At 72.4% G+C, this 20,927-nt stretch carries 20 protein-coding genes and 1 pseudogene; 15 read left to right on the forward strand and 6 right to left on the reverse strand.

Going from position 1 to position 20,927, the window contains the following annotated elements:
• Positions 1 to 122 precede the first annotated feature (122 nt).
• Together ACFYX3_RS28095 and ACFYX3_RS28100 are read right to left on the reverse strand one after the other, a co-directional pair.
• Positions 123 to 416 (reverse strand): hypothetical protein, encoded by a 294-nt coding sequence (locus tag ACFYX3_RS28095; RefSeq protein ID WP_376582291.1) that lies wholly within the window; start codon positions 414 to 416, stop codon positions 123 to 125.
• Positions 417 to 686: 270 nt separating this feature from the next.
• Positions 687 to 1,166, reverse strand: a complete 480-nt coding sequence (locus tag ACFYX3_RS28100) for a GNAT family N-acetyltransferase (protein WP_389018838.1) — start codon at positions 1,164 to 1,166, stop codon at positions 687 to 689.
• A 49-nt stretch (positions 1,167 to 1,215) separates the two neighbouring features.
• On the opposite strand from ACFYX3_RS28100, the gene ACFYX3_RS28105 reads away from it, so the two are divergent.
• A complete protein-coding gene (locus ACFYX3_RS28105; RefSeq protein ID WP_389018841.1) occupies positions 1,216 to 2,019 on the forward strand; it encodes an exodeoxyribonuclease III in 804 nt (267 codons plus the stop codon).
• A gap of 111 nt (positions 2,020 to 2,130) precedes the next feature.
• Positions 2,131 to 2,459 (forward strand): annotated as a pseudogene (locus ACFYX3_RS28110) (response regulator); the annotation flags it as partial.
• Positions 2,460 to 2,539: 80 nt separating this feature from the next.
• Here the strand turns inward: ACFYX3_RS28110 and ACFYX3_RS28115 are convergent.
• Positions 2,540 to 3,169 carry a MerR family transcriptional regulator gene (locus ACFYX3_RS28115; RefSeq protein ID WP_352026101.1) on the reverse strand — a complete coding sequence of 210 codons (630 nt, stop codon included), beginning with the start codon at positions 3,167 to 3,169 and terminating at the stop codon, positions 2,540 to 2,542.
• A gap of 205 nt (positions 3,170 to 3,374) precedes the next feature.
• Between ACFYX3_RS28115 and ACFYX3_RS28120 the strand changes: the two genes are divergently transcribed.
• From ACFYX3_RS28120 to ACFYX3_RS28140, 5 genes are all read left to right on the forward strand, one after another.
• On the forward strand, positions 3,375 to 4,886 hold the full coding sequence (locus ACFYX3_RS28120; RefSeq protein ID WP_389018848.1) for a flavin-containing monooxygenase: 1,512 nt from the start codon (positions 3,375 to 3,377) through the stop codon (positions 4,884 to 4,886).
• A complete protein-coding gene (locus ACFYX3_RS28125) occupies positions 4,883 to 5,800 on the forward strand; it encodes an alpha/beta fold hydrolase (protein WP_389018851.1) in 918 nt (305 codons plus the stop codon). Before ACFYX3_RS28120 ends, ACFYX3_RS28125 begins: the two co-directional genes overlap by 4 nt.
• Positions 5,797 to 6,687: an SDR family oxidoreductase gene (locus ACFYX3_RS28130; RefSeq protein ID WP_389018853.1), complete on the forward strand. Its 891-nt coding sequence runs from the start codon at positions 5,797 to 5,799 to the stop codon at positions 6,685 to 6,687. The genes ACFYX3_RS28125 and ACFYX3_RS28130 overlap by 4 nt, the downstream gene beginning before the upstream one ends.
• Before the next feature lie 152 nt (positions 6,688 to 6,839).
• Positions 6,840 to 7,031 carry a hypothetical protein gene (locus ACFYX3_RS28135; RefSeq protein WP_389018856.1) on the forward strand — a complete coding sequence of 64 codons (192 nt, stop codon included), beginning with the start codon at positions 6,840 to 6,842 and terminating at the stop codon, positions 7,029 to 7,031.
• 131 nt (positions 7,032 to 7,162) lie between these two features.
• A complete protein-coding gene (locus ACFYX3_RS28140; protein ID WP_389018859.1) occupies positions 7,163 to 7,669 on the forward strand; it encodes a GNAT family N-acetyltransferase in 507 nt (168 codons plus the stop codon).
• 75 nt (positions 7,670 to 7,744) lie between these two features.
• On the opposite strand, the gene ACFYX3_RS28145 is transcribed toward ACFYX3_RS28140, so the two are convergent.
• A complete protein-coding gene (locus ACFYX3_RS28145) occupies positions 7,745 to 11,059 on the reverse strand; it encodes a S41 family peptidase (protein ID WP_389018864.1) in 3,315 nt (1,104 codons plus the stop codon).
• Positions 11,060 to 11,231: 172 nt separating this feature from the next.
• On the opposite strand from ACFYX3_RS28145, the gene ACFYX3_RS28150 reads away from it, so the two are divergent.
• Positions 11,232 to 11,804: a TetR/AcrR family transcriptional regulator gene (locus tag ACFYX3_RS28150; protein WP_389018867.1), complete on the forward strand. Its 573-nt coding sequence runs from the start codon at positions 11,232 to 11,234 to the stop codon at positions 11,802 to 11,804.
• A gap of 98 nt (positions 11,805 to 11,902) precedes the next feature.
• Positions 11,903 to 14,071, forward strand: coding sequence for an MMPL family transporter (locus tag ACFYX3_RS28155; protein ID WP_389018870.1), 2,169 nt, complete (start codon positions 11,903 to 11,905; stop codon positions 14,069 to 14,071).
• A gap of 26 nt (positions 14,072 to 14,097) precedes the next feature.
• On the opposite strand, the gene ACFYX3_RS28160 is transcribed toward ACFYX3_RS28155, so the two are convergent.
• The gene (locus tag ACFYX3_RS28160; RefSeq protein WP_389018873.1) at positions 14,098 to 14,460 is read right to left on the reverse strand and encodes an SsgA family sporulation/cell division regulator; all 363 of its coding nucleotides are present in this window, start codon (positions 14,458 to 14,460) and stop codon (positions 14,098 to 14,100) included.
• Between the two features lie 190 nt (positions 14,461 to 14,650).
• Between ACFYX3_RS28160 and ACFYX3_RS28165 the strand changes: the two genes are divergently transcribed.
• The 4 genes from ACFYX3_RS28165 to ACFYX3_RS28180 are packed head-to-tail and all read left to right on the forward strand — an operon-like array spanning position 14,651 to position 18,413.
• On the forward strand, positions 14,651 to 15,670 hold the full coding sequence (locus tag ACFYX3_RS28165; protein WP_389018875.1) for an energy-coupling factor ABC transporter permease: 1,020 nt from the start codon (positions 14,651 to 14,653) through the stop codon (positions 15,668 to 15,670).
• Position 15,671: 1 nt separating this feature from the next.
• On the forward strand, positions 15,672 to 16,433 hold the full coding sequence (gene cbiQ, locus ACFYX3_RS28170; protein ID WP_389018878.1) for a cobalt ECF transporter T component CbiQ: 762 nt from the start codon (positions 15,672 to 15,674) through the stop codon (positions 16,431 to 16,433).
• Positions 16,421 to 17,170, forward strand: a complete 750-nt coding sequence (locus ACFYX3_RS28175) for an energy-coupling factor ABC transporter ATP-binding protein (protein WP_376582268.1) — start codon at positions 16,421 to 16,423, stop codon at positions 17,168 to 17,170. Before cbiQ ends, ACFYX3_RS28175 begins: the two co-directional genes overlap by 13 nt.
• Before the next feature lie 37 nt (positions 17,171 to 17,207).
• Positions 17,208 to 18,413 (forward strand): serine hydrolase domain-containing protein, encoded by a 1,206-nt coding sequence (locus ACFYX3_RS28180; protein ID WP_389018882.1) that lies wholly within the window; start codon positions 17,208 to 17,210, stop codon positions 18,411 to 18,413.
• Positions 18,414 to 18,417: 4 nt separating this feature from the next.
• On the opposite strand, the gene ACFYX3_RS28185 is transcribed toward ACFYX3_RS28180, so the two are convergent.
• A complete protein-coding gene (locus ACFYX3_RS28185) occupies positions 18,418 to 19,038 on the reverse strand; it encodes a LysE family translocator (protein WP_389018885.1) in 621 nt (206 codons plus the stop codon).
• A gap of 134 nt (positions 19,039 to 19,172) precedes the next feature.
• Here ACFYX3_RS28185 and ACFYX3_RS28190 point away from each other — a divergent pair, with 134 nt between their 5' ends.
• Positions 19,173 to 19,955, forward strand: coding sequence for an SDR family NAD(P)-dependent oxidoreductase (locus tag ACFYX3_RS28190; protein WP_389018888.1), 783 nt, complete (start codon positions 19,173 to 19,175; stop codon positions 19,953 to 19,955).
• 96 nt (positions 19,956 to 20,051) lie between these two features.
• Positions 20,052 to 20,924, forward strand: a complete 873-nt coding sequence (locus ACFYX3_RS28195; protein WP_389018891.1) for a GyrI-like domain-containing protein — start codon at positions 20,052 to 20,054, stop codon at positions 20,922 to 20,924.
• Positions 20,925 to 20,927 lie beyond the last annotated feature (3 nt).

Here is a 20,927-nt window from a genome sequence, read left to right on the forward strand (position 1 = left end):
CAGAGAGAAGACCGGGGGCGCAAGGAGCGGAGACACCGGCTCTTGCGCCCCGGCCGAGGGGGCGAGTAGCGGCTCGGTTCCTACGGAGAATCACGGAGCCGCAGCGCGCCGGGATTTCTGATTCAGCCGCAGGACGGCGTGGACATCGTGATGAGGAAGTCCGAGTCGACCAGGTCGAAGAGAAGCTCACACGCCCGGTCGAAGCGCTCGGCGTCGACGAGCATGAGCGACTCCATGGACTCCTTCTCGATGACGATGCCGGCGTCGGCGAGCGTCTTGCGGGGCTTGTCCTTCAGGGCCGCGGCGAACGACTCGTCGGAACCGAGGCGCGCGACGAGGGCCTCCAGGGTCTGCGCAGCCTTCTCGGCTTCGGCGACCTGCTGGGCGGTGAACGAGGTTACGGCGGTCTGCGTCATTCCATTGCTCCTTATCGACGATTTCTCACAGTCGGATATCAGCCAAGGCGTCCTCGTGTTCGACAACCGTGGCCGTCTCTTCCGATGCCTCGATCCTTGCCGACGGAGAAGCACCGGACCAGAAGTCCGGCCTGGCACATTCCGCCTCTGACCGGTTCATGCAGGGGCCGGAAGCCGGAGGCCGAGAAACGGAAATCCCGCCCGATCCGAAGATCGGGCGGGATTTCCGTCCGGGTGCGGCGCGCGGACCCGCGGGGGTCGGCGGCGGCGTCAGACCAGGAGCTTCGCGAAGCAGCGGCTGGTGGGGTAGTCGCGGTAGTGGCCGAACTTGGCGCAGGGCTCGTAGCCGCTGGAGGCGTAGAGGGCGATGGCCTCCGGCTGGCGGACGCCCGTCTCCAGGACCATGCGGGTGCGGCCGGCGTCGCGGGCGTCGGCTTCGAGGGCCGCGAGGATGCGCCGGGCCAGGCCCAGGCCGCGGGCCTCGGGTATCACGTACATGCGCTTGAGCTCGGCGTCGCCGTCCGAGTAGCCCTCGTCGTTCTCGTCCTGGGTGCGCCAGCCGCCCGTGGCGACCGGCCGGCCCTCGGGGTCGTACGCGAGGAGGTAGAGGCCGCGGGGCGGGATGAACATGCCGGCGTCCAGCGGTGTGGCGTCGCCCTCGTCGCCGTAGCGGACGGCGTACTCCGCCTGGACCGCGTCGTTGAGTTTGACGGCGTCGGGGTGGTCGTAAGGCGTGGGCTGGATGTTCATACGGTGGATCGTACATCTATGCGGAGCTGGGTGTCTGTATTCTCCCGGGATGCTCACTGTCACGACCGCGAATGTCAATGGTCTCCGTGCCGCCGCCAAGAAGGGCTTCGTCGAGTGGCTGGCCGGCACCTCCGCCGACGCCGTCTGCCTCCAGGAGGTCCGCGCCGAGGAGGCGCAGCTGCCCGAGGACGTACGGGCCCCCGAGGGCTGGTTCACCGTCCACGCGCCCGCCGCCGCCAAGGGCCGCGCCGGAGTCTCCCTCTACACGCGCCGCGAGCCCGACGCCGTACGGATCGGCTTCGGGTCCGCCGAGTTCGACTCCAGCGGCCGCTACGTCGAGGCCGAGCTGCCCGGCGTGACCGTCGCCAGCCTCTACCTGCCCTCCGGCGAGGTCGGCACCGAGCGCCAGGACGAGAAGTACCGGTTCATGGGCGAGTTCCTGCCATACCTCAAGGAGCTCAGGACCCGCGCCGCCGCCGACGGCCGCGAGGTCGTGGTCTGCGGCGACTGGAACATCGCCCACCAGGAGGCCGACCTCAAGAACTGGAAGTCCAACAAGAAGAACGCCGGCTTCCTGCCCGAGGAGCGGGAGTGGCTCTCGCGCGTGCTCGACGAGGAGGACGGGGGGTACGTCGACGTCGTGCGCGCGCTCCATCCCGAGCAGGAGGGGCCCTACTCCTGGTGGTCCTACCGCGGGCGCGCCTTCGACAACGACAGCGGCTGGCGCATCGACTACCAGATCGCCACCCCCGGACTCGCCGCCAAGGCCGTCAAGGCCCACGTCGAGCGGGCCGCCAGCCACGGTGAGCGGTGGAGCGATCACGCGCCCGTCACCGCCGTCTACGACGTGTAGGACGTCCCCGTCGGACCGCGCGGTACCGTGCTGTGAAACAGCCGGTCCGGGTGGGGGATTCGGTGGGCGCGCATTCTCGTCGCCGAGGACGACGAAAAGCAGTCACGGCTGATTCGGCTCTGTCCGGAGCGGGAGGGAATGGCGTCCGGGTCGTCGCCGACGGGCGTTCCGTACGGCCCGATCTCGTCGTGCTCGACGTGATGCTGCCCTTCGTCGACGGGCTCGACGTGTGCCGCATTCTGCGGTCTGAAGGCTCCGACGTGCCGATCCTGCTGCTCACCGCCCGGGTCCGCGCCCTGCTGCGGCGGTCCCGGGCGACCGGCGCAGCCGCACGGGACGAGCTGCTGCGGGTCGGTGCGGTCGGACTCGACACCGCACGCTTCGAGGTGCGGGTCGCCGGCCGGCCGGTGGCCCGCACGTCGAAGGAGTCCTCCCTCCTCATCGGTTCTCCCGTCCCTCGGTTGGTGCGGCGACCGTAGGGCGGAGGTCGTGAAGAACCGTCGAAGAACCCGTCAGGCGGTCATGAGGCCGGTTCCCCGGGGCGCAGCCGCCGGTCGAGGGCCAGCGACAGCTCGGCCTCCACCACGCTCTTGGCGAGCGGGCGCAGCCGCTCCAGGTCGCCCTCGGAGGCGTAGGCGCCCAGGAGTTCGGCGAAGAGCCCGGCGAGGGCCTCGGCGTGCTCGCGGACGCGGGCGCCCGCCTTGAGGACCTCGGCGAGCGGGACGCCCTCCCGGACCAGGGCGGCGGAGACGTCGAGCAGCCGGCGGCTGACGTGGACGATCTCCTCGCCGTCGGTGACGAGGTAGCCGAGGTCGAGCGCGGCGGCGAGGTTCTCGGCGGTGACCTCGCCGGCGAAGCGGTCGGCGAGCTCCTCGGGGGTCAGCCGGACCGGCTCCTCCTCGGAGGGTGCGGGGAGGGCGAGGACCTCGCGGACGTTGCGGCCGCTCTCGAAGGCGGTGGTGAGGTCGGCGATGCCGTTGAGGGTGTGGCCGCGCTCCAGGAGGGCGGCGATGGTGCGCAGTCGGGCCAGGTGGTTGTCGTCGTACCAGGCGATCCGGCCCTCGCGGCGGGGCGGCGGGATCAGCCCGCGCTCCCGGTAGAACCGCAGGGTGCGCACGGTGATCCCGGCGGCGGCGGCCAGCTCGTCCATGCGGTACTCGCGGTGCTCGCCGTGCTCGCGCCCGCCGTTGCCCGCGGTGCCGTTCGCCGTCTCTTCTGTCACGCCCGCCAGCCTAAGTTGTACCGCCGGTAACTTTCCCCCGTCGTACCCCTACCGCTCGGTATGGAGCTGCTCTACAGTCCCCACTGTGCCAGTGATTGCTGGCGGAATCTTGGCCGGGCGCACGGGAGGCGGCATGGCGAAGCACGAGCACGTACGGGTGGCGGTGATCGGGTCGGGATTCGGCGGCATCGGGGCCGCCGTCCGGCTGCGCCGCGAGGGGATCACCGACTTCGTCGTCCTGGAGCGGGCCGACTCCGTGGGCGGCGCCTGGCGCGACAACAGTTACCCCGGCTGCGCCTGCGACGTCCCCTCCCACCTCTACTCCTTCTCCTTCGCGCCCAACCCGGACTGGCCCCGCACCTTCTCCGGGCAGCGCCACATCCGGGCCTACCTGGAGCACGTCACCGACACCTTCGGGATCCGCCCGCACCTCCGCCTCGGCCACGAGGTGCTGAAGGCGACGTGGGACGCCGAGGCGCTGCGCTGGGAGATCGAGACCAGCGGCGGCGGCTTCAGCGCCGAGGTCCTCGTCTCCGCCGGCGGGCCGCTCTCCGACCCGAAGATCCCCGACGTCCCGGGCCTCGCCGACTTCCCCGGCAAGGTCTTCCACTCCGCCCGGTGGGACCACGACTACGACCTCCGCGGCAAGCGCGTCGCCATGGTCGGCACCGGCGCCTCCGCCATCCAGATCGTGCCCGAGATCCAGCGCGAGGTCGGGCGGCTCACGCTCTTCCAGCGGACGCCCCCGTGGGTCATGCCCCGCATGGACCGCGCCATCAGCGGTGCCGAGCGCTGGCTGCACCGCGCGCTCCCGGCCACGGCGACCCTGCGCCGGGGCATCCTCTGGGGCATCCGCGAGCTCCAGGTCGGCGCCTTCACCAAGCACCCGAACGAGCTGGGCCTGGTCGAGAAGCTCGCCAAGGCCAACATCGCCCGGTCGATCAAGGACCCCGTGCTGCGGGCCAAGCTGACGCCCTCGTACCGCATCGGCTGCAAGCGCATCCTGCTGTCGAACGCGTACTACCCGGCGCTCGCCCGGCCCAACGTCGACGTCGTCGCCTCCGGCCTCCGCGAGGTCCGCGGCTCGACCGTGGTCGCCGCCGACGGCACCGAGACCGAGGTCGACGCGATCGTGTTCGGCACGGGCTTCCACGTCACCGAGATCCCGATCGCCGAGCGGATCGTCGGAGCCGAGGGGCACACGCTCGCCGAGTCCTGGAAGGACGGCGTCCAGGTGCTGCGCGGGGCCACCTCCGGCGGCTTCCCCAACCTCATGATGATCATCGGGCCGAACACCGGCCTCGGGAACTCCTCCATGATCCTCATGATCGAGTCCCAGCTGAACTACATGGCCGACTACCTCCGCCAGCTCGACGTCCTCGGCGGGCGCGCCGCCCTCGCCGTCCGCCCCTCCGCCGTCAACGCCTGGAACCGCAAGGTCCAGACCCGGATGGAGCGCACCGTGTGGAAGTCCGGCGGCTGCAACAGCTGGTACCTCGACGCCAGCGGCCGCAACACCACCCTGTGGCCGGGCACCACGGCCGAGTTCCGGCGCGAGACCCGGCAGGTCGACCTCTCCGAGTACGAGGTGATCCGCGCCCCCAAGCCCGCCCGTACGTCCCGGAAGAAGGAGACCGCCAAGTGACGCTCCAGAGCCTTCCCGCCCCCCGCGCCCTCACGGCCGTCTCCGCCGACGGCACCCCGATCCACGTCGAGGTGTACGGCCCCGAGGACGCGCCCGCCGTCGTCCTCTCCCACGGCTGGACCTGCTCGATCGCCTTCTGGGCCGAGCAGATACGGTCCCTCGCCGCCGACCACCGGGTCATCGCCTACGACCAGCGCGGCCACGGCCGGTCCCCCGCGCCCGCCGCGACCGGTGGCGCCGGCTACTCCACGACGGCGCTCGCCGACGACCTGGAGGCCGTGCTCGCGGCCACCCTCGGCCCCGGCGAACGGGCCGTCCTGGCCGGCCACTCCATGGGCGGCATGACGATGATGGCGGCCGCCGGCCGGCCCGGCTTCCGGCAGCACGCCGCCGCCGTCCTGCTCTGCTCCACCGGCCCCTCCCGGCTGATCGCCGAGGCCACCGTCGTACCGCTCGGGCCCGGCGGCCTGCGCAGCCGCCTCACCAAGGCCGTCCTCGGCGCGAAGGCGCCGCTCGGCCCGGTCAACGCCGTCTCGAAGAAGGTCCTGAAGTACGCGACGATGGGACCGGGTTCCGCGCCCGAGCGGGTCGAGGCCTGCGCCCGGATCGTGCACGCCTGCCCGCGCGGCGCCCGGTACGGCTGGTCGCAGGTCCTGGCCGGCCTCGACCTCGAACAGGGCCTGCGGGAGCTCCGGCTGCCGGTGGCCGTGCTCGTCGGCACCGCCGACCGGCTCACGCCGTCCGTCCACTCCCGTGCGATGGCGGAGGTGCTGCCGCACTGCACGGGCCTCGTCCAGCTGGCCGGCATGGGCCACATGACACCGGTGGAGGCCCCGGAGGCCGTCACCGCGCAGATCCGCGAGCTGACCCTCACGTACCTGGGCGTGAAGGAGAACGAGGAGGCAGGGGCATGAGCAGGGTGAGCCTGGAAGGACAGGTCGCGGTCGTCACCGGCGGGGCCCGCGGGGTCGGCGAGCTCCTCGCCCGCAAGCTCTCCGCCCGCGGCGCGAAGATCGCGCTCGTCGGCCTGGAGCCGGAGCAGCTCAAGGAGGTCGCCGGGCGGCTGCACACCGAGGCCGACTGGTGGCACGCCGACGTCACCGACCACGAGGCGATGGCCCGGGTCGCGGCCGAGGTGAAGGAGCGCTTCGGGAAGGTCGACATCGTCGTCGCCAACGCCGGCGTCGCGGCGGGCGGTCCGTTCGTCGACTCCGACCCGGCCGCCTGGCGGCGGGTCATCGAGGTCAACCTGATCGGCGGCGCGGTGACCGGCCGGGCGTTCCTGCCGGTCCTCATGGAGTCCCGGGGGTACTTCCTCCAGATCGCCTCGCTCGCGGCCATCACGCCCGCGCCGATGATGACGGCGTACTGCGCGTCGAAGTCGGGCGTCGAGGCCTTCGCGCACAGCCTGCGCGCCGAGGTCGCGTACAAGGGCGTGAAGGTCGGCGTCGGTTACCTGTCGTGGACCGACACGGACATGGTGCGGGGCGCGGACCAGGACGACGTGATGAAGGAGCTGCGGCAGCGGCTGCCGTGGCCGTCGAACCGCACGTACCCCCTCGGCCCGGCCGTCGACCGGATCGTGGCGGGCATCGAGCGGCGCTCGGCCCATGTGTACGCGCAGTGGTGGCTGCGCGGGATGCAGTCGGTCCGCGGCTACCTGCCGAGCCTGATCGCCACGGTCGGACAGCGCGAGATGCGGCGCTTCGAGCCGCGCCTGGGCTCGGTCTCCAAGGGCCTGGTGGGCGCGGGCGGCGCGGCGGACGAGCAGGCGCGGGCGGAGGGCTCGGCGGCGCGGTGACGGCGTCCGGGCCGGTGGCGGGCGGGGATCCCTCCGCTCGGTAGCCGTCCGTAACCGATCGAAATGCGTGGAATGTTCTCCCGTGCAAGGCTGGTCGAGGCCCGAGGGGCGCATCGCCCCCGGCCCCCACACCCGTCTAGGAGTGAACTTCCATGGGCATGCAGGACCAGATGAAGAACAAGGGCAAGCAGGCTTCGGACAAGGCCCGGCAGGCCGCCGGCAAGGCGAAGGACCAGGCCTCCCAGCGCGCCTCCCAGGGCCGCGAGCGGTCCGAGGAGGAGATGCGCCGGACCCAGCAGGAGGCCCAGGACCGCATGGACATGGACATGGACCGCGACGCCTGACGGCGGCCCGTCCTTGACGAAGGCGCACCCGGGATTCCGGGTGCGCCTTCGCGCGCGTGTCAGGCGATGGAGCCGTCGGGGAACCGAAAAGTCTTACGCACCGGGCGGCGGATCTTCGTACCGTGGCGGCCATGGCCGTACTTGAGCGACTCCGACCCGACCACGCGCCCGCGCTGCTCGCCTTCGAGCGGGAGAACCGGGAGTACTTCGCCGCACGCGTGCCCGACCGGGGGGACGCCTATTTCGAGGAGTTCGACGACAGGCACCGGGAGCTGATCGAGGCGCAGGAGGCGGGCGAGATCCACTTCCATGTGCTCGTCGCCGAGGGCGGGGAGATCGTGGGACGGGTCAACCTCGTCGACGTGGACGCCGGAGCGGGCAGCGCCGAGCTCGGCTACCGGCTCGCCGAGAAGGCGACCGGGCGGGGGCTCGCCACCCGAGGGGTGCGGGAGGTGTGCCGGCTGGCCGTCGAGGAGTACGGGCTCAGCCGGCTGATCGCCGTCGTGGCCCTGGGCAACACCGCGTCGAGCGCGGTGCTCGCCCGGGCCGGCTTCGGCGCCGTGGGCGGTGTGACCTTCGACGACGGGGAGCCGGGCACCGCGTACGAGCTGGACCTCGGCGAGCTGATCCCGGCGTAGGGCCGGGGTCACGGGCCGGGCGCCCGGTCCGCGCCGGGATCGGCGCCCGGTCCGCGTGCTGTCCTCCCGGCCCGGCTAGGGCGCTCTCGGCGGGAGTTTCGGGCGGGAGCGGTCCGGGAGGGACTCGTAGCCCGGGGGACTCGCCGCAGGGGTCTCGTCCAGGAGGGCGAGGGCGACGTGGACGGCGTCGTCGAGCTGGGCGTGCCGGCCCTCGGCCCAGTCGAGGGGGGTGCGGAGGACCGCGAGGTCGGGTTCGACGCCGTGGTTCTCCAGGGACCAGCCGTACTCGGGGAACCAGGCCGCGTTCATCGGCACCGTGATCTGGGTGCCGTCGCCGAGCCGGTGGCGGCCGGTCATGCCGACGACCCCGCCCCAGGTGCGCTGCCCGACGACCGGGCCGAGGCCGAGGAGCTTGAACGCGGCGGTGATCATGTCGCCGTCGGACGAGGTGGCCTCGTCGGCGAGGGCGACGACGGGGCCCCGCGGGGCGTTGGACGCGTACGACACCGGCTGGGCGTTCCTCGTGAGGTCCCAGCCCAGGATCCGGCGGGTGAGTTTCTCTATGACGAGCTCGCTGATGTTGCCGCCGGCGTTGCCGCGCACGTCGACGATGAGGGCCGGCCGGGAGACCTCCATGCGCAGGTCGCGGTTGAACTGGGCCCAGCCGGAGCCGCCCATGTCGGGGATGTGGAGGTAGCCGCAGCGGCCGCCGCTGATCTCCCGTACGACCGCACGGCGCTTGGCGACCCAGTCCTGGTAGCGCAGGGGCCGTTCGTCGATGAGGGGGACGACGGCGACGCGGCGGGCGGGGCCCTCGCCCTCGGCGGGGGTGAAGGTGAGCTCGACGGTGGTGCCGCCGGTGCCGGAGAGCAGCGGGTAGGGGCCGGTGACCGGGTCGACGGGCCGGCCGTCGACGTGGGTGAGGACGGCGCCCTCGCGGATGCCGGTGCCGGCGAGCGGGGAGCGGGCCTTGGAGTCGGAGGACTCGCCGGGCAGGATCCGCCGCACGGTCCAGCCGGCCTCGCGGGGCACGAGGTTGGCCCCGAGGAGGCCCATGGGCCGCTGGTAGTGCGGGGGTCCCTCGTTGCGGCGGGCGGGGGTGACGTAGGCGTGCGAGGTGCCGAGTTCGCCCATCACCTCGCGGAGCAGGTCGGCGAACTCGTCGGGGGACGCGACCCGTTCGACGAGGGGCCGGTACTGGTCGAGGACGGCGGTCCAGTCGACGCCGCCCATGCCGGGCTCCCAGAAGTAGGCGCGGACGATCCGGCCGGCCTCGTCGAAGGCCTGCCGCCATTCGGCGCCGGGGTCGATCTCGTGCAGGATGCGCCGCAGGTCCAGGTAGACGGTGGAGTCGCCGTCCCCGGACTCGGTGGCGGGCACGGCCCGCAGTTCGCCCTCGTCGGCGACGACGAGCCGGGTGCCGTCGCCGCTGACCGCGAACCAGTCGAGGTCCTTGGCGAGTTCGCTCTTGCGGGCCTTGGTGATGGAGAAGTGCTCCAGGGTGGGCTTGCCCGAGGTGTCGGCCGGATTGGCGAAGGTCTCGCCGAGCGCGCCGGAGATGGGCCAGCGCAGCCAGACCAGGCCGCCGCCGCTGACCGGGTGCAGGGCCGAGTACTTGGAGGCGGCGACCGGGAAGGGCGTGACCCGCTCGGGGAGCCCCTCGATCTCGACGGTGACCGTGCCGTCGGCGCTCTCGGTGTCGTCGTCGGCGGGGTCGAGGCCGCCGGCCGCCGGGCGCCCGTCGGGGAGCAGCGCGAAGGGGGAGGGCGTGGCGGAGGAGAGCGGGACGAGGTAGGGGCGGCAGCCGAGCGGGAACGAGAGGTCGCCGGTGTGGACGTCGTACACCGGGTCGAAGCCGCGCCAGGAGAGGAAGGCGAGGTAGCGGCCGTCGCGGGTGAAGACCGGGTTCTCGTCCTCGAAGCGGCCGTTGGTGACGTCGACGACGGTGCGGGCGCCGGGGCCCGAGATCCGGGCCATCTTGATGGAGCGCAGGGAGCGGCCGATGCCGGGGTGGGACCAGGTCAGCCAGTCGCCGTCGGGGGAGAAGGCGAGGTCGCGGACGGGCCCGTTGAGGGACCGGATGAGTTCGGTGACCTCGCCGCTGGAGTCCTCGCCGTCGGACTCCTCGGTCGCGTCGAGGAGGAGGAGCCGGCCGTCGTGGGAGGCGATCGCGAGCCGCTCGCCGTCCGGGTCGGCGACCATCTCCTCGACCCGGCCGAGGTCGCCGGAGGCGAGGCGGCGGGGCGGCCGGTCGCCGCTGGCGCGCGGAAGGTAGGCGACCTCGACGGCGTCCTCGCCGTCGGCGTCGGTGACGTACGCGACCTGGCCGCTGCTGCCGAGCATCTCCGGGAGCCGGACGCGGACGCCGGGGGTGTCGATGATGGTGCGGGCGGGGCCGTCACGGTGGGTGAGCCAGTAGAGGCTGCCGCGTACGGAGACGGCGGAGGCGCGGCCGGTCTCGTCGACGGAGACGGAGTCGACGTGGTGGGCGGCCGGCACCTGGTAGGAGCGTCGGCCGACGCGCTGGCCGCCGAGCCGCACCTCCAGCTTGCGGGGGCGGGCGTCGGCGGTGAGGGAGTCGACGATCCACAGGTCGCCGGCGCACTGGTAGACGATCCGGCGTCCGTCGCTGGAGGCGTGCCGGGCGTAGAAGTCGTCGTGGTCGGTGTGGCGGCGCAGGTCGGTGCCGTCGGGCAGGCAGGAGTAGACGTTGCCGATGCCCTCGTGGTCGGAGAGGAAGGCGATCCGGCCGCCGACGGTCATGGGGGCGTCGAGGTGGCCGCCGATGTCGGGAAGGAGCCGTTCGCCGTGGAGCCAGAGGCGGCCGGTGGCGCCGCCGAGGTACCGCTTCCAGGAGGCCGGTTCGTGCGGCGGCTTGCCGGTGAGGAGGAGGGAGCGGCGTTCGCCGCCGGCCCCGCAGATCGCGGGGTCGCCGGTGACGGCGATGTCCGAGACCGGGCCCCAGGGCAGGCGGAGGCCGGGGGAGCCGTCGGTGGGGACGGTGTAGGCCCAGGAGTAGTACGAGAAGGGCTGCCCGTGCGAGGAGACGGCGAGGATGTCGGAGCGGCCGTCCCTGTCGGGGGGCGTCCAGCCGCAGACCCGGGTGTCGGTGGAGCCCCAGTAGGTCAGCCGCCGGGCGGGGCCGCCGTCGATGGGGACGAGATGGATCTCGGGGTCGAGGCTGCGCCAGTTCGTGTACGCGATGTGCATGCCGTCCGGCGAGAAGCGCGGGTGGCCCACCCGCGTCCGGTCGACGGTGAGGCGCCAGGCCCGGCCGGGGCGGTGGCCCTCGGGGACGAGCGGGGCGATCCACAGGTCGTCCTCGGCGGCGAAGCACAGCAGGTCGTCGTGGAGATGCGGAAAACGGAGATACGCGACGTCGTCACTCACCTCCTCATGCTTTCCGCGCGGACGGGGTGAGGCAACTCGTACGTGTATGCGGGCGTCCTGTGGGATGTCGGCGCCCGTGTGGGCCAGGACACGTACGAAACGGTTTCGTTTCGTTGGCGGCGGGGGTATCTTCGTACTGTACGAAACCGTTTCGTTCGGTCCGGAGGTTCGCATGGCTCGCAGCAGGCTCACTCCCGAGCGGGAGTCCGAGCTGTACGGAGCCGTGCTCGACCTCCTGCGCGAGGTCGGCTACGACGCCCTCACCATGGACGCCGTCGCCGCCCGCACCCATTCCAGCAAGGCCACCCTCTACCGCCAGTGGGGGAGCAAGCCGGAGCTGGTCGCCAGGGCGCTGCGCGGGAACAAGCCGGTCGACGTCACCGAGATCGACACCGGCTCGCTGCGGGGTGACATCGAGGAGATGCTCGCCCAGACCGACGACTGCCAGATGGACAAGGACGCCGCGCTGATGCGGGGTCTGGCCCATGCCGTCCACAGCCACCCCGAACTGCACCGGGCGCTGCGCGAGCTGCTCATCGAACCCGAGATGAACAGCCTCGACGAGGTGCTGCGCCGAGCGGTCCGCAGGGGCGAGATCGACGCCGGGAACCCGGCGCTGAAGCTCGTCCCGCACATGCTGATCGGTGCGTTCATCGCCCGCCCGCTGATCGAGGATCAGCCGGTCGACCGCGCCTTCCTCAGTGCCTACTTCGACGCCGTGGTGCTCCCCTCACTCGGCGCCTGACACCCCGCACCACCCTTTCTCCACCTGACGTCGCACCGCTCACGCCGTCGGGCCGGCTCCCCATGCCCTGTCCCACCCCACACCGGGAGTACGCCCCCGTGGCCACGTTCCTCTACAAGCTGGGCCGCACCGCCTTCCGGCGCCGCCGGCTCGTCGCCCTCCTCTGGGTGGCGCTGCTCGCGATCGCCGGCGTCGGTGCCGCCACCGCGCCCACGCCCACCTCCAGTTCCTTCTCGATCCCCGGCACCGAGGCCCAGCGCGCCTTCGACCTGCTCGAAGAGCGCTTCCCGGGTGCCGGAGCCGACGGGGCCACCGCCCGCGTCGTCTTCAAGGCCCCCGCGGGCGAGAAGATGACCGACCCGGCGCACAAGGCCGTCGTCGAGGAGACCGTCGCCGCGCTCAAGTCCGGCTCGGACCAGATCGTCCAGGTCACCGACCCGTACACCGCGCACGCCGTCTCGCAGAACGGCTCCACCGCCTACGTCTCGGTCTCCTACAAGGTCAACGGGATGGAGCTGACCGACGAGACCCGTGACGCACTCAAGGACGCCGGTCACGACGCCCAGGGCAAGGGCCTGACCGTCGAGATCGGCGGCGACGCCCTCCAGACCATGCCCGAGCAGGGCGCGAGCGAGGCCATCGGCATCGTCCTCGCCGGCATCGTGCTCGTCATCACCTTCGGCTCGCTCGTCGCGGCGGGGCTCCCGCTGCTCACCGCCGTCATCGGTGTCGGCATCGGCGTCTCGTCGATCACGGCGCTGGCGAACGTCCTGGACCTCGGCACCACCACCTCCACGCTCGCGTCGATGATCGGCCTCGCCGTCGGCATCGACTACGCCCTCTTCATCGTCTCCCGCTACCGCGCGGAGCTCGCCGACGGCCGGGACCACGAGGACGCCGCGGGCCGCGCGGCCGGCACGGCCGGCTCCGCCGTCGTCTTCGCCGGACTCACCGTCGTCATCGCCCTGGTCGGCCTGGCCGTCGTCAACATCCCGATGCTGACGAAGATGGGCTTCGCCGCCGCCGGCACGGTCGTGATCGCCGTACTGATCGCGCTCACCCTGATCCCCGCGCTGCTCGGCTTCGCCGGGAACAAGGTCGTCGGCCGCAAGCAGCGCAAGGGCGTCGCGAAGGCGGATGCCAAGAGCGACAAGCCCAACGGCGGCACCCGCTGGGCCCGTTTCGTCATCCGCCGCCCGCTGATGGTGCTGATCGTCGGCGTCCTCGGCCTCGGTGCGATCGCCGTGCCCGCCGCATCGCTGGAGATGGGCCTGCCGGACGACGGCGTCAAGCCGACCTCCACCTCCGAGCGCCGGGCGTACGACGCGCTGTCCGAGGGTTTCGGCCCCGGCTTCAACGGCCCGCTGCTCGTCGTCGTGGACGGAGACAAGGCGACCGCCGACCGGACGGTCTCCACGATCAAGGGCCTCGACGGCTGGGCCGCGGTCACCCCGGCCACCCCGAACAAGGCCGGCGACGCCGCCATGATCACGGTGATCCCGAAGGACCGCCCGTCCTCGACCGCCACCGAGGGTCTGGTCCACGACATCCGCGACGCCACCGGCGACGACGTCCTCGTCACCGGCGCCACCGCGATGAACATCGACTTCTCGCAGAAGATGAACGACGCGCTCGTGCCGTACCTGGCGCTCGTCGTCGGCCTCGCCTTCGTGCTCCTGACCCTGGTCTTCCGCTCGGTCCTCGTCCCGCTGAAGGCGGCCCTCGGCTTCCTGTTCTCGGTGGTCGCCGCCCTCGGCGCGGTCGTCGCGGTCTTCCAGTGGGGCTGGCTCGGCAGCCTCTTCGGGGTCGAGCAGACCGGCCCGATCATGTCGATGATGCCGATCTTCATGGTCGGCGTGGTCTTCGGTCTCGCGATGGACTACGAGGTCTTCCTCGTGACCCGGATGCGCGAGGCGTACGTGCACGGCGAGCGGCCCGGCGAGGCGATCGTGACCGGCTTCCGGCACAGCGCCCGGGTCGTCACCGCCGCCGCGGTGATCATGATCGCGGTCTTCTCCGGCTTCATCGGCATGGACGACCAGATGGTCAAGATGATCGGCTTCGGTCTGGCCGCCGCCGTCCTCTTCGACGCCTTCGTGGTCCGCATGGCGATCGTCCCGGCCGTGCTCGCGCTCCTGGGCCACAAGGCCTGGTGGCTGCCGAAGTGGCTCGACCGGATCCTGCCGAACGTGGACGTGGAGGGCGAGAGCCTCGCCGCGCCGACGGGTGAGCCGGGTGCCGCCAGGCCGGACCTCGTGAAGGTCTGACCCGCGGCCGATCCGTACGGACGCCGTCAGTGTGTCGTCATCGACGACGTGCTGGCGGCGTACGTGTGTTTCAGGAAGCGCAGCAGGGCCGTCGTGTCGAACTGCACGACCGTGACGCCGTCGTCCTGGTGGAGCTCGACGACCGTCTGCACCCGGCCGCAGGGCCAGACGCCTATGTCGCCGCGGCGGGTCGGGGTGCGCATGCCCGTCTCCAGGACGGCGCGCGGGAAGGACCACTCGACGGCGTCGGGGAAGACGAAGCGGACGGTGGTGGGGGAGCGGCCGGGGTCGTAGCGGAGGGCCACGGGGACCGGGCGGGAGAGGGGGGCGTCGCTGATGATGCGTCCCTTGGCATGGTCGTCGACTGCGTGATCCTCTACGGCAACCATGGTGACTCCTCACCTTTTGTCCTCTATCTACCAATGTCCCACTCCTTCCCGGCGGCGGCGCGGCGCATGCGTGTGGGGCGGGAGGTGTGGGCGGGCTCACGCGCGCGGGGTCGTGCGCGCTCGTGCGCCGGGGTTCTGTGAGTGATGCGCTCTTGCAAGTCATTCGCAGGAGCGTCTTAGAATTCCGGACGTGCATGTACCTGACGGATTCATCAACGCCCCCGTATCGGCCGCCGCCGGTGTCGTCGCCGCCGGCGCCGTCGCCGCCGGCCTGCGCGGAGCCCGCCGCGAGCTGGACGAGCGCACCGCGCCCCTCGCCGGGCTCGTCGCGGCGTTCATCTTCGCCGTGCAGATGCTGAACTTCCCGGTCGCCGCCGGGACCAGCGGGCACCTCCTCGGCGGTGCGCTCGCCGCGATCCTCGTCGGGCCCTGGACCGGCGTCCTGTGCATCGCCGTCGTCCTGCTCATGCAGGGCATCCTCTTCGCCGACGGCGGCCTCACCGCCCTCGGGGTGAACATCACCGTCATGGGCGTCGTCACCGTCGTCGTCGCCTACGCGCTCTTCCGCGGCCTGATCCTCGTCCTGCCGCGCACCCGCCGCTCGGTGACCGTGGCCTCGTTCGTCGCCGCGCTCGTCTCCGTACCGGCCGCGGCCACCGCGTTCACCCTCATCTACGCGATCGGCGGCACCACCGACGTCCCCGTCTCCAAGGTCCTCACGGCCATGGTCGGCGTCCACGTCCTCATCGGCATCGGCGAGGCCGTCATCACCATGCTGACCGTCGGCGCCGTCGTCGCCGTCCGCCCCGACCTCGTGTACGGCGCCCGCGGCCTGACCGCGCCGCTCAAGCTCCGCGTCGACGGCGAGCTGGTCGACGCGGCTCCGGCCCCCGTCGAGAAGGGCTCCCCCAAGAAGCTGTGGATCGGCGGCGTCGTCACCGCCCTCGTCCTCGCCGGCTTCGTCTCCTTCTACGCCTCCGCCAGCCCCGACGGCCTGGAGAAGGTCGCCGCCGACCAGGGCATCGACAAGAACGTCGAGGAGCACGCCTCCGCGGACTCCCCGCTCGCCGACTACGGCGTCAAGGGCGTCGAGGCCCCCCGGCTCTCCGGCGGCCTCGCCGGGATGATCGGCGTCGGCGCGACCCTCGCCGTCGGCTCGGGCGCCTTCTGGGTGGTCCGCCGCCGCAAGACCGCCTCCCTGGAGGCCTGACATGGGAGCGGGGCACGCCCACAAGCTCTACCGGCAGGGGCACTCGCCGGTCCACGAGCTGCCCCCGCACACCAAGCTCGCCGCCGTCCTCGGCTTCGTCGTGGTCGTGGTCTCGACGCCCCGCGAGGCCGTCTGGGCCTTCGCCCTCTACGCCGTCCTCCTCGGGGCCGTCGCGGCGAAGGCCCGGATCCCGGCCGGCTTCCTGCTGAAGCGGCTGCTCATCGAGATCCCGTTCGTCGCGTTCGCGCTGCTCATGCCCTTCGTGGTCCCCGGCGAGCAGACGACGGTCCTCGGGGTGTCGCTGAGCGTCCCCGGCCTGTGGGGCGCCTGGAACGTCCTCGCCAAGGGCACCCTCGGCGTCGCCGCCTCCGTGCTCCTCGCCTCCACCACCGAACTGCGGGCCCTGGTCCTCGGCCTCCAGCGCCTCAGACTGCCGCCCCTGCTGGTCCAGATCGCCTCGTTCATGATCCGGTACGGCGACGTCATCACCGACGAGATGCGCCGCATGTCCGTCGCCCGCCGCTCGCGCGGCTTCGAGGCGAAGGGCGTCCGCCACTGGGGCGTCCTCGCCAAGTCCGCCGGCGCGCTCTTCATCCGCTCGTACGAGCGCGGCGAACGCGTCCACCTCGCCATGGTCAGCCGCGGCTACACCGGCACCATGCCGGTCATCGACGAGGTGACCGCCACCCGCGCCCAGTGGACGTACGCCGCCGCCCTGCCGCTCACCGCACTCCTGATCTGCCTCCTGGGATGGACCCTGTGACACCTTCTCTCGAGGTCTCCGGCCTCGCCTACGCGTACCCCGACGGCCACCAGGCCCTCTTCGGCGTGGACCTGACCGTCGGCCGCGGCGAACGGGTCGCGCTCCTCGGCCCCAACGGCGCCGGCAAGACCACCCTCGTCCTCCACCTCAACGGCATCCTCACCGGCGGCGCGGGCACCGTCACCGTCGCCGGGCTGCCCGTCGGCAAGAAGCACATGGCCGAGATCCGCCGCAAGGTCGGCATCGTCTTCCAGGACCCCGACGACCAGCTGTTCATGCCGACCGTCCGCGAGGACGTGGCCTTCGGCCCGGCGGCGGCGGGCGTCCGCGGCGCGGAGCTCGACGCGGTCGTCCTGCGCGCCCTGGAGAAGGTCGGGATGGCCGGGTTCGCCGACCGGCCCCCGCACCACCTCTCCTTCGGGCAGCGCCGCCGGGTCGCCGTCGCGACCGTCCTCGCCATGGAGCCGGAGATCCTCGTCCTCGACGAGCCGTCCTCCAACCTGGACCCGGCCTCGCGCCGCGAGCTCGCCGACATCCTCCGGACGCTGGACGTCACCGTCCTCATGGTCACCCACGACCTGCCGTACGCCCTGGAGCTCTGCCCGCGCTCGGTGATCCTCAGCGAGGGCGTCATCGCCGCCGACGGCCCCACCGGCGGGATCCTCGCCGACGAGGAGCTGATGGCCCGGCACCGCCTGGAGCTGCCGTTCGGCTTCGTGCCGCAGTCGGTGGCCTGACACCCCGGAATCGGACCCCGGCCGTCCACGTTGCACCATGGGAAGCCGGAAACACGAGCAGGGAGTGGTGGCACAGGTGGACGTCCAGGGCACGGTGGCGGCGGGCTGGGAGCCCGTCAGGGACGCGTTCCTGCGCAACTTCGAGCAGCGGGGCGAGCGCGGCGCGGCCGTCGCCGTCCACCGCGACGGCGTGAAGGTCGTCGACCTGTGGGCGGGAAGCCGTGACGCCGACGGCACGGACCCGTGGACGGCCGACACCGCGCAGGTCGTCCGCTCGGCCACCAAGGGCGTCGCCGCCGCCGTACCCCTCCTCCTGCACCAGCGCGGACTGCTCGACCTGGACGCCCCCGTCGCCTCGTACTGGCCCGACTTCAAGGCCCACGGCAAGGACCGGGTGACCGTACGGCAGCTCCTCGCGCACCGGGCGGGCGTCCCGGTCCTCGACCGGCCGCTCACCCTCGCCGAGGCGGTCGACCTCCCGACGGCGACGGGCGCGATAGCCGCCCAGGCCCCCGTCTGGGAGCCCGGCACCGCCCACGGCTACCACGCCCACACCTTCAGCTGGCTGCTCTCCGGCCTGGTCCACCACGTCACCGGCCGCACCATCGGCCGCTGGGTCGCCGACGAGATCACCGGCCCCCTCGACCTCGACCTGTGGATCGGGCTGCCCGACACCGAGGCCCACCGCGTCGGCCGGCTCGGCCCCGTCGAGGAGACCGCCCCGCCGGGCAGCGGGGAGCTCAAGCTCCGCCCCAAGCGCTCCGTCACCGAGGCCTACCAGAACCCGGACTCCCTCACCCGGCGCGCCTTCGAGGTCATCGACCCCAGGCCCGACGAGAACGACCCCGTCTACCGGGCCGCCGAACTGCCCGGCTCGGCGGGCGTCGCCACCGCCCGCGCACTCGCCCGCTTCTACGCCGCGACGCTGGGCCCGGTGGACGGCGGGCACCGCCTCTTCGCCCCGGCGACCCTCACCCTGGCCCGTACCGAGGAGTCCGCGGGCACGGACCAGGTGCTGCTCGTCGGCACGCGCTTCGGCCTGGGCCACATGCTGCACGGCCCGGCCTCCCCGCTCCTCGGCCCGTCCTCCTTCGGCCACCCCGGCCGCGGCGGCTCGCTCGGCTTCGCCGACCCGGACGCCGGGATCGCCTTCGGGTACGTCACCAACGGCATGCGCAAGACGGTCACGGCGGACCCGCGCGCCCAGGCGCTGGTGCGCGCGGTGCGGTCGGTGACCGGCTGACCCGTCAGGCCACGGCGGGCGTGAGCGCGAGCACCATCCCGAGCCCGACGAGCACGCTCCCGATGACCTTGTTCAGCACGGCCTGCTTCCGCAACAGCCGGGGCCGCAGGCTGTTGTTGGAGAAGAACACCGCGGCGAGACCGAACCACACCAGGTGCGCGAACGACATGAACAGGCCGTAGCCGACCTGCTGGACGAGGGGCGTGTCGGCGCTGACGACCTGGGTGTAGGTGCTGAGCACGAAGAGCATGGTCTTCGGGTTGAGCGCGTTGGTCAGGAACCCGGTGCGCAAGGCCCCGGCCTTCGACAGGCCGGTCTCGCCCGCCTGGTCCATGTCGACCCGGGTGGCCTTGGCGACGAACGTCTTGTACCCGATGTACACCAGGTACGCGGCGCCGATCAGCTTCATCGCGGTGAACAGCATCGGCGTCCGCGACACCAGCAGGCCCACGCCGAGCATGGTGTACGTGACGTGGACGAGCACGCCCGCCGCGATCCCGACGGCCGCGAGGACGCCGGCGGTCCGCCCGTACAGGTAGCTGTTCCGGACGGTCATCGCGAAGTCCGCGCCGGGGCTGATGACGGCCAGGACGGTGATGACCGCCACGGCGATGAGCTGACCCATGTCCCCGATCCCTCCCGTACCCGCGCATCAGGGCGGGCCCGGTGACGCTAGCCGATCACCCCCGGACGGCGCGAGGGCGAGGTGACGGATTCGGCGCACTGGTGTGCCGAAGGGTTCGGTGCTGAGATCGCCGCATGGAACTCACCCGGCGGTTCGAGGGATACGCGGTACTGATCACCGGCGCGGCGCGCGGCATCGGCGCGGCCACCGCCAGGCGGCTCACGGCGGAGGGCGCGCGGGTCCTCGTCACGGACATCGACGGGGCGGCGGCCGCCCGCACCGCCGGGGAGCTCCCCGGGGCGGAGGCCCTGCGCTGCGACGTCGGCGACCGGGCGTCGGTCGACGCGGCGGTCGCGTACGCGGTCGAGGCGTTCGACCGCCTGGACGTCCTGGTCAACAACGCCCTCGCCCCCGTCGCCGCCGACCGGGACCGCTTCGAGGACGAGCCCGACGCGAACTGGACGGGCCAGCTGGACGTCACGCTCATGGGCGCCGTCCGCTGCTCCCGGGCGGCGATGCCGCACCTCGCGGAGGCCGGCGGGCGCGGGGCGATCGTCACGATCGGCTCGGTCAACGCGGAGGCGGACTTCGGCAACCACGCGTACAGCGCGGCCAAGGCGGGCCTCGCGTCCCTCACCCGCACCCTGGCGGGGGACGCGGCGCCGCGCGGGGTACGGGTCAACCAGATCAACCCGGGCACGATCGCGACGAGGGCGTGGGCGGGCAAGGAGTCGGAACTCGAGGCCCTGGCCACGCGCGTCTACCCCCTGGGCCGCGTGGGCACCCCGGAGGACGTGGCGGCGGCGGTGGCCTTCCTGGCCTCGACGGACGCGTCCTGGATCACCGGCACGACCCTCCGCGTGGACGGCGGCCTGCTGGCGGTGAACACGCACTTCGCGGAGGTACTGGCCGACTAGGGCCTGTCCGGACCCGACCGGAGCGGGCAGGGAATGTCGGGTCCGGAAGGCATGCTCCTCCCTAACGTCGGTGAGCGAAAGGGAAGGAGGCCCGGGTTGCTGGACAGGCTGAACCAGGCCATGGAGCACATCGAGGACCGTCTCGCCCAGCCCCTCGACGTGTCCGAGCTGGCCCGGATCACGCTCACGTCGGAGTACCACTTCCGGCGGCTGTTCTCGTCGCTGGCGGGGATGCCGCTGTCGGAGTACGTCCGGCGCAGGCGGCTCACCGTCGCGGGGGCCGAAGTCCTCGCCGGGGAGCCGACCCTGCTGGAGATCGCGGTCCGCTACGGCTACACCTCGGGCGAGGCCTTCGCCCGGGCGTTCCGCGCCGTGCACGGCGTCGGTCCGGGCGAGGCCAGGCGCACCGGCGCGGCTCTGAACGCGCAGCCCCGGCTCTCCTTCCGCCTCACCGTCGAAGGGAACAGCACCATGCGGTACCGCATCGTGGAGAAGGAAGCATTCCGGGTCGTCGGCAAGAAGGCCCGCGTCCCGCTGATCTACCAGGGGGTCAACCCGCACATCGCCGACCACATCCGCGGCATCCCGCCGGAGACGATGCTGCGGATCGCCGGCCTGTCGGACCAGGACCCGGAGGGCGTGGTGTCGGCGACGGTCCGCCTCTCGGACGGCTTCGAGGAGGGCAGCGAACTCGACTACTACCACGCGGTGGTGACGGGCACCGCCGAGCTCCCCGAGGACCTCGACGCCCTGGACTGCCCGGCCGGCACCTGGGCGGTGTTCGAGAACACGGGCCCGTTCCCGCAGGCCCTGCAGCAGATGTGGGGCGACGTGGCGGCCCAGTGGATCCCGTCCAACCCGTACGAGTACCGCCCGGGCCCGGAGATCCTCCGCACCCGCCCGTCCCGGGAGGACCCGGCCCACTCCGACGCCCAGCTGTGGATCCCGGTGACCCGCACCACGGGCTGAGGG

Source organism: Streptomyces sp. NPDC002463 (assembly GCF_042889835.1).
GTDB lineage: Bacteria > Actinomycetota > Actinomycetes > Streptomycetales > Streptomycetaceae > Streptomyces > Streptomyces nymphaeiformis.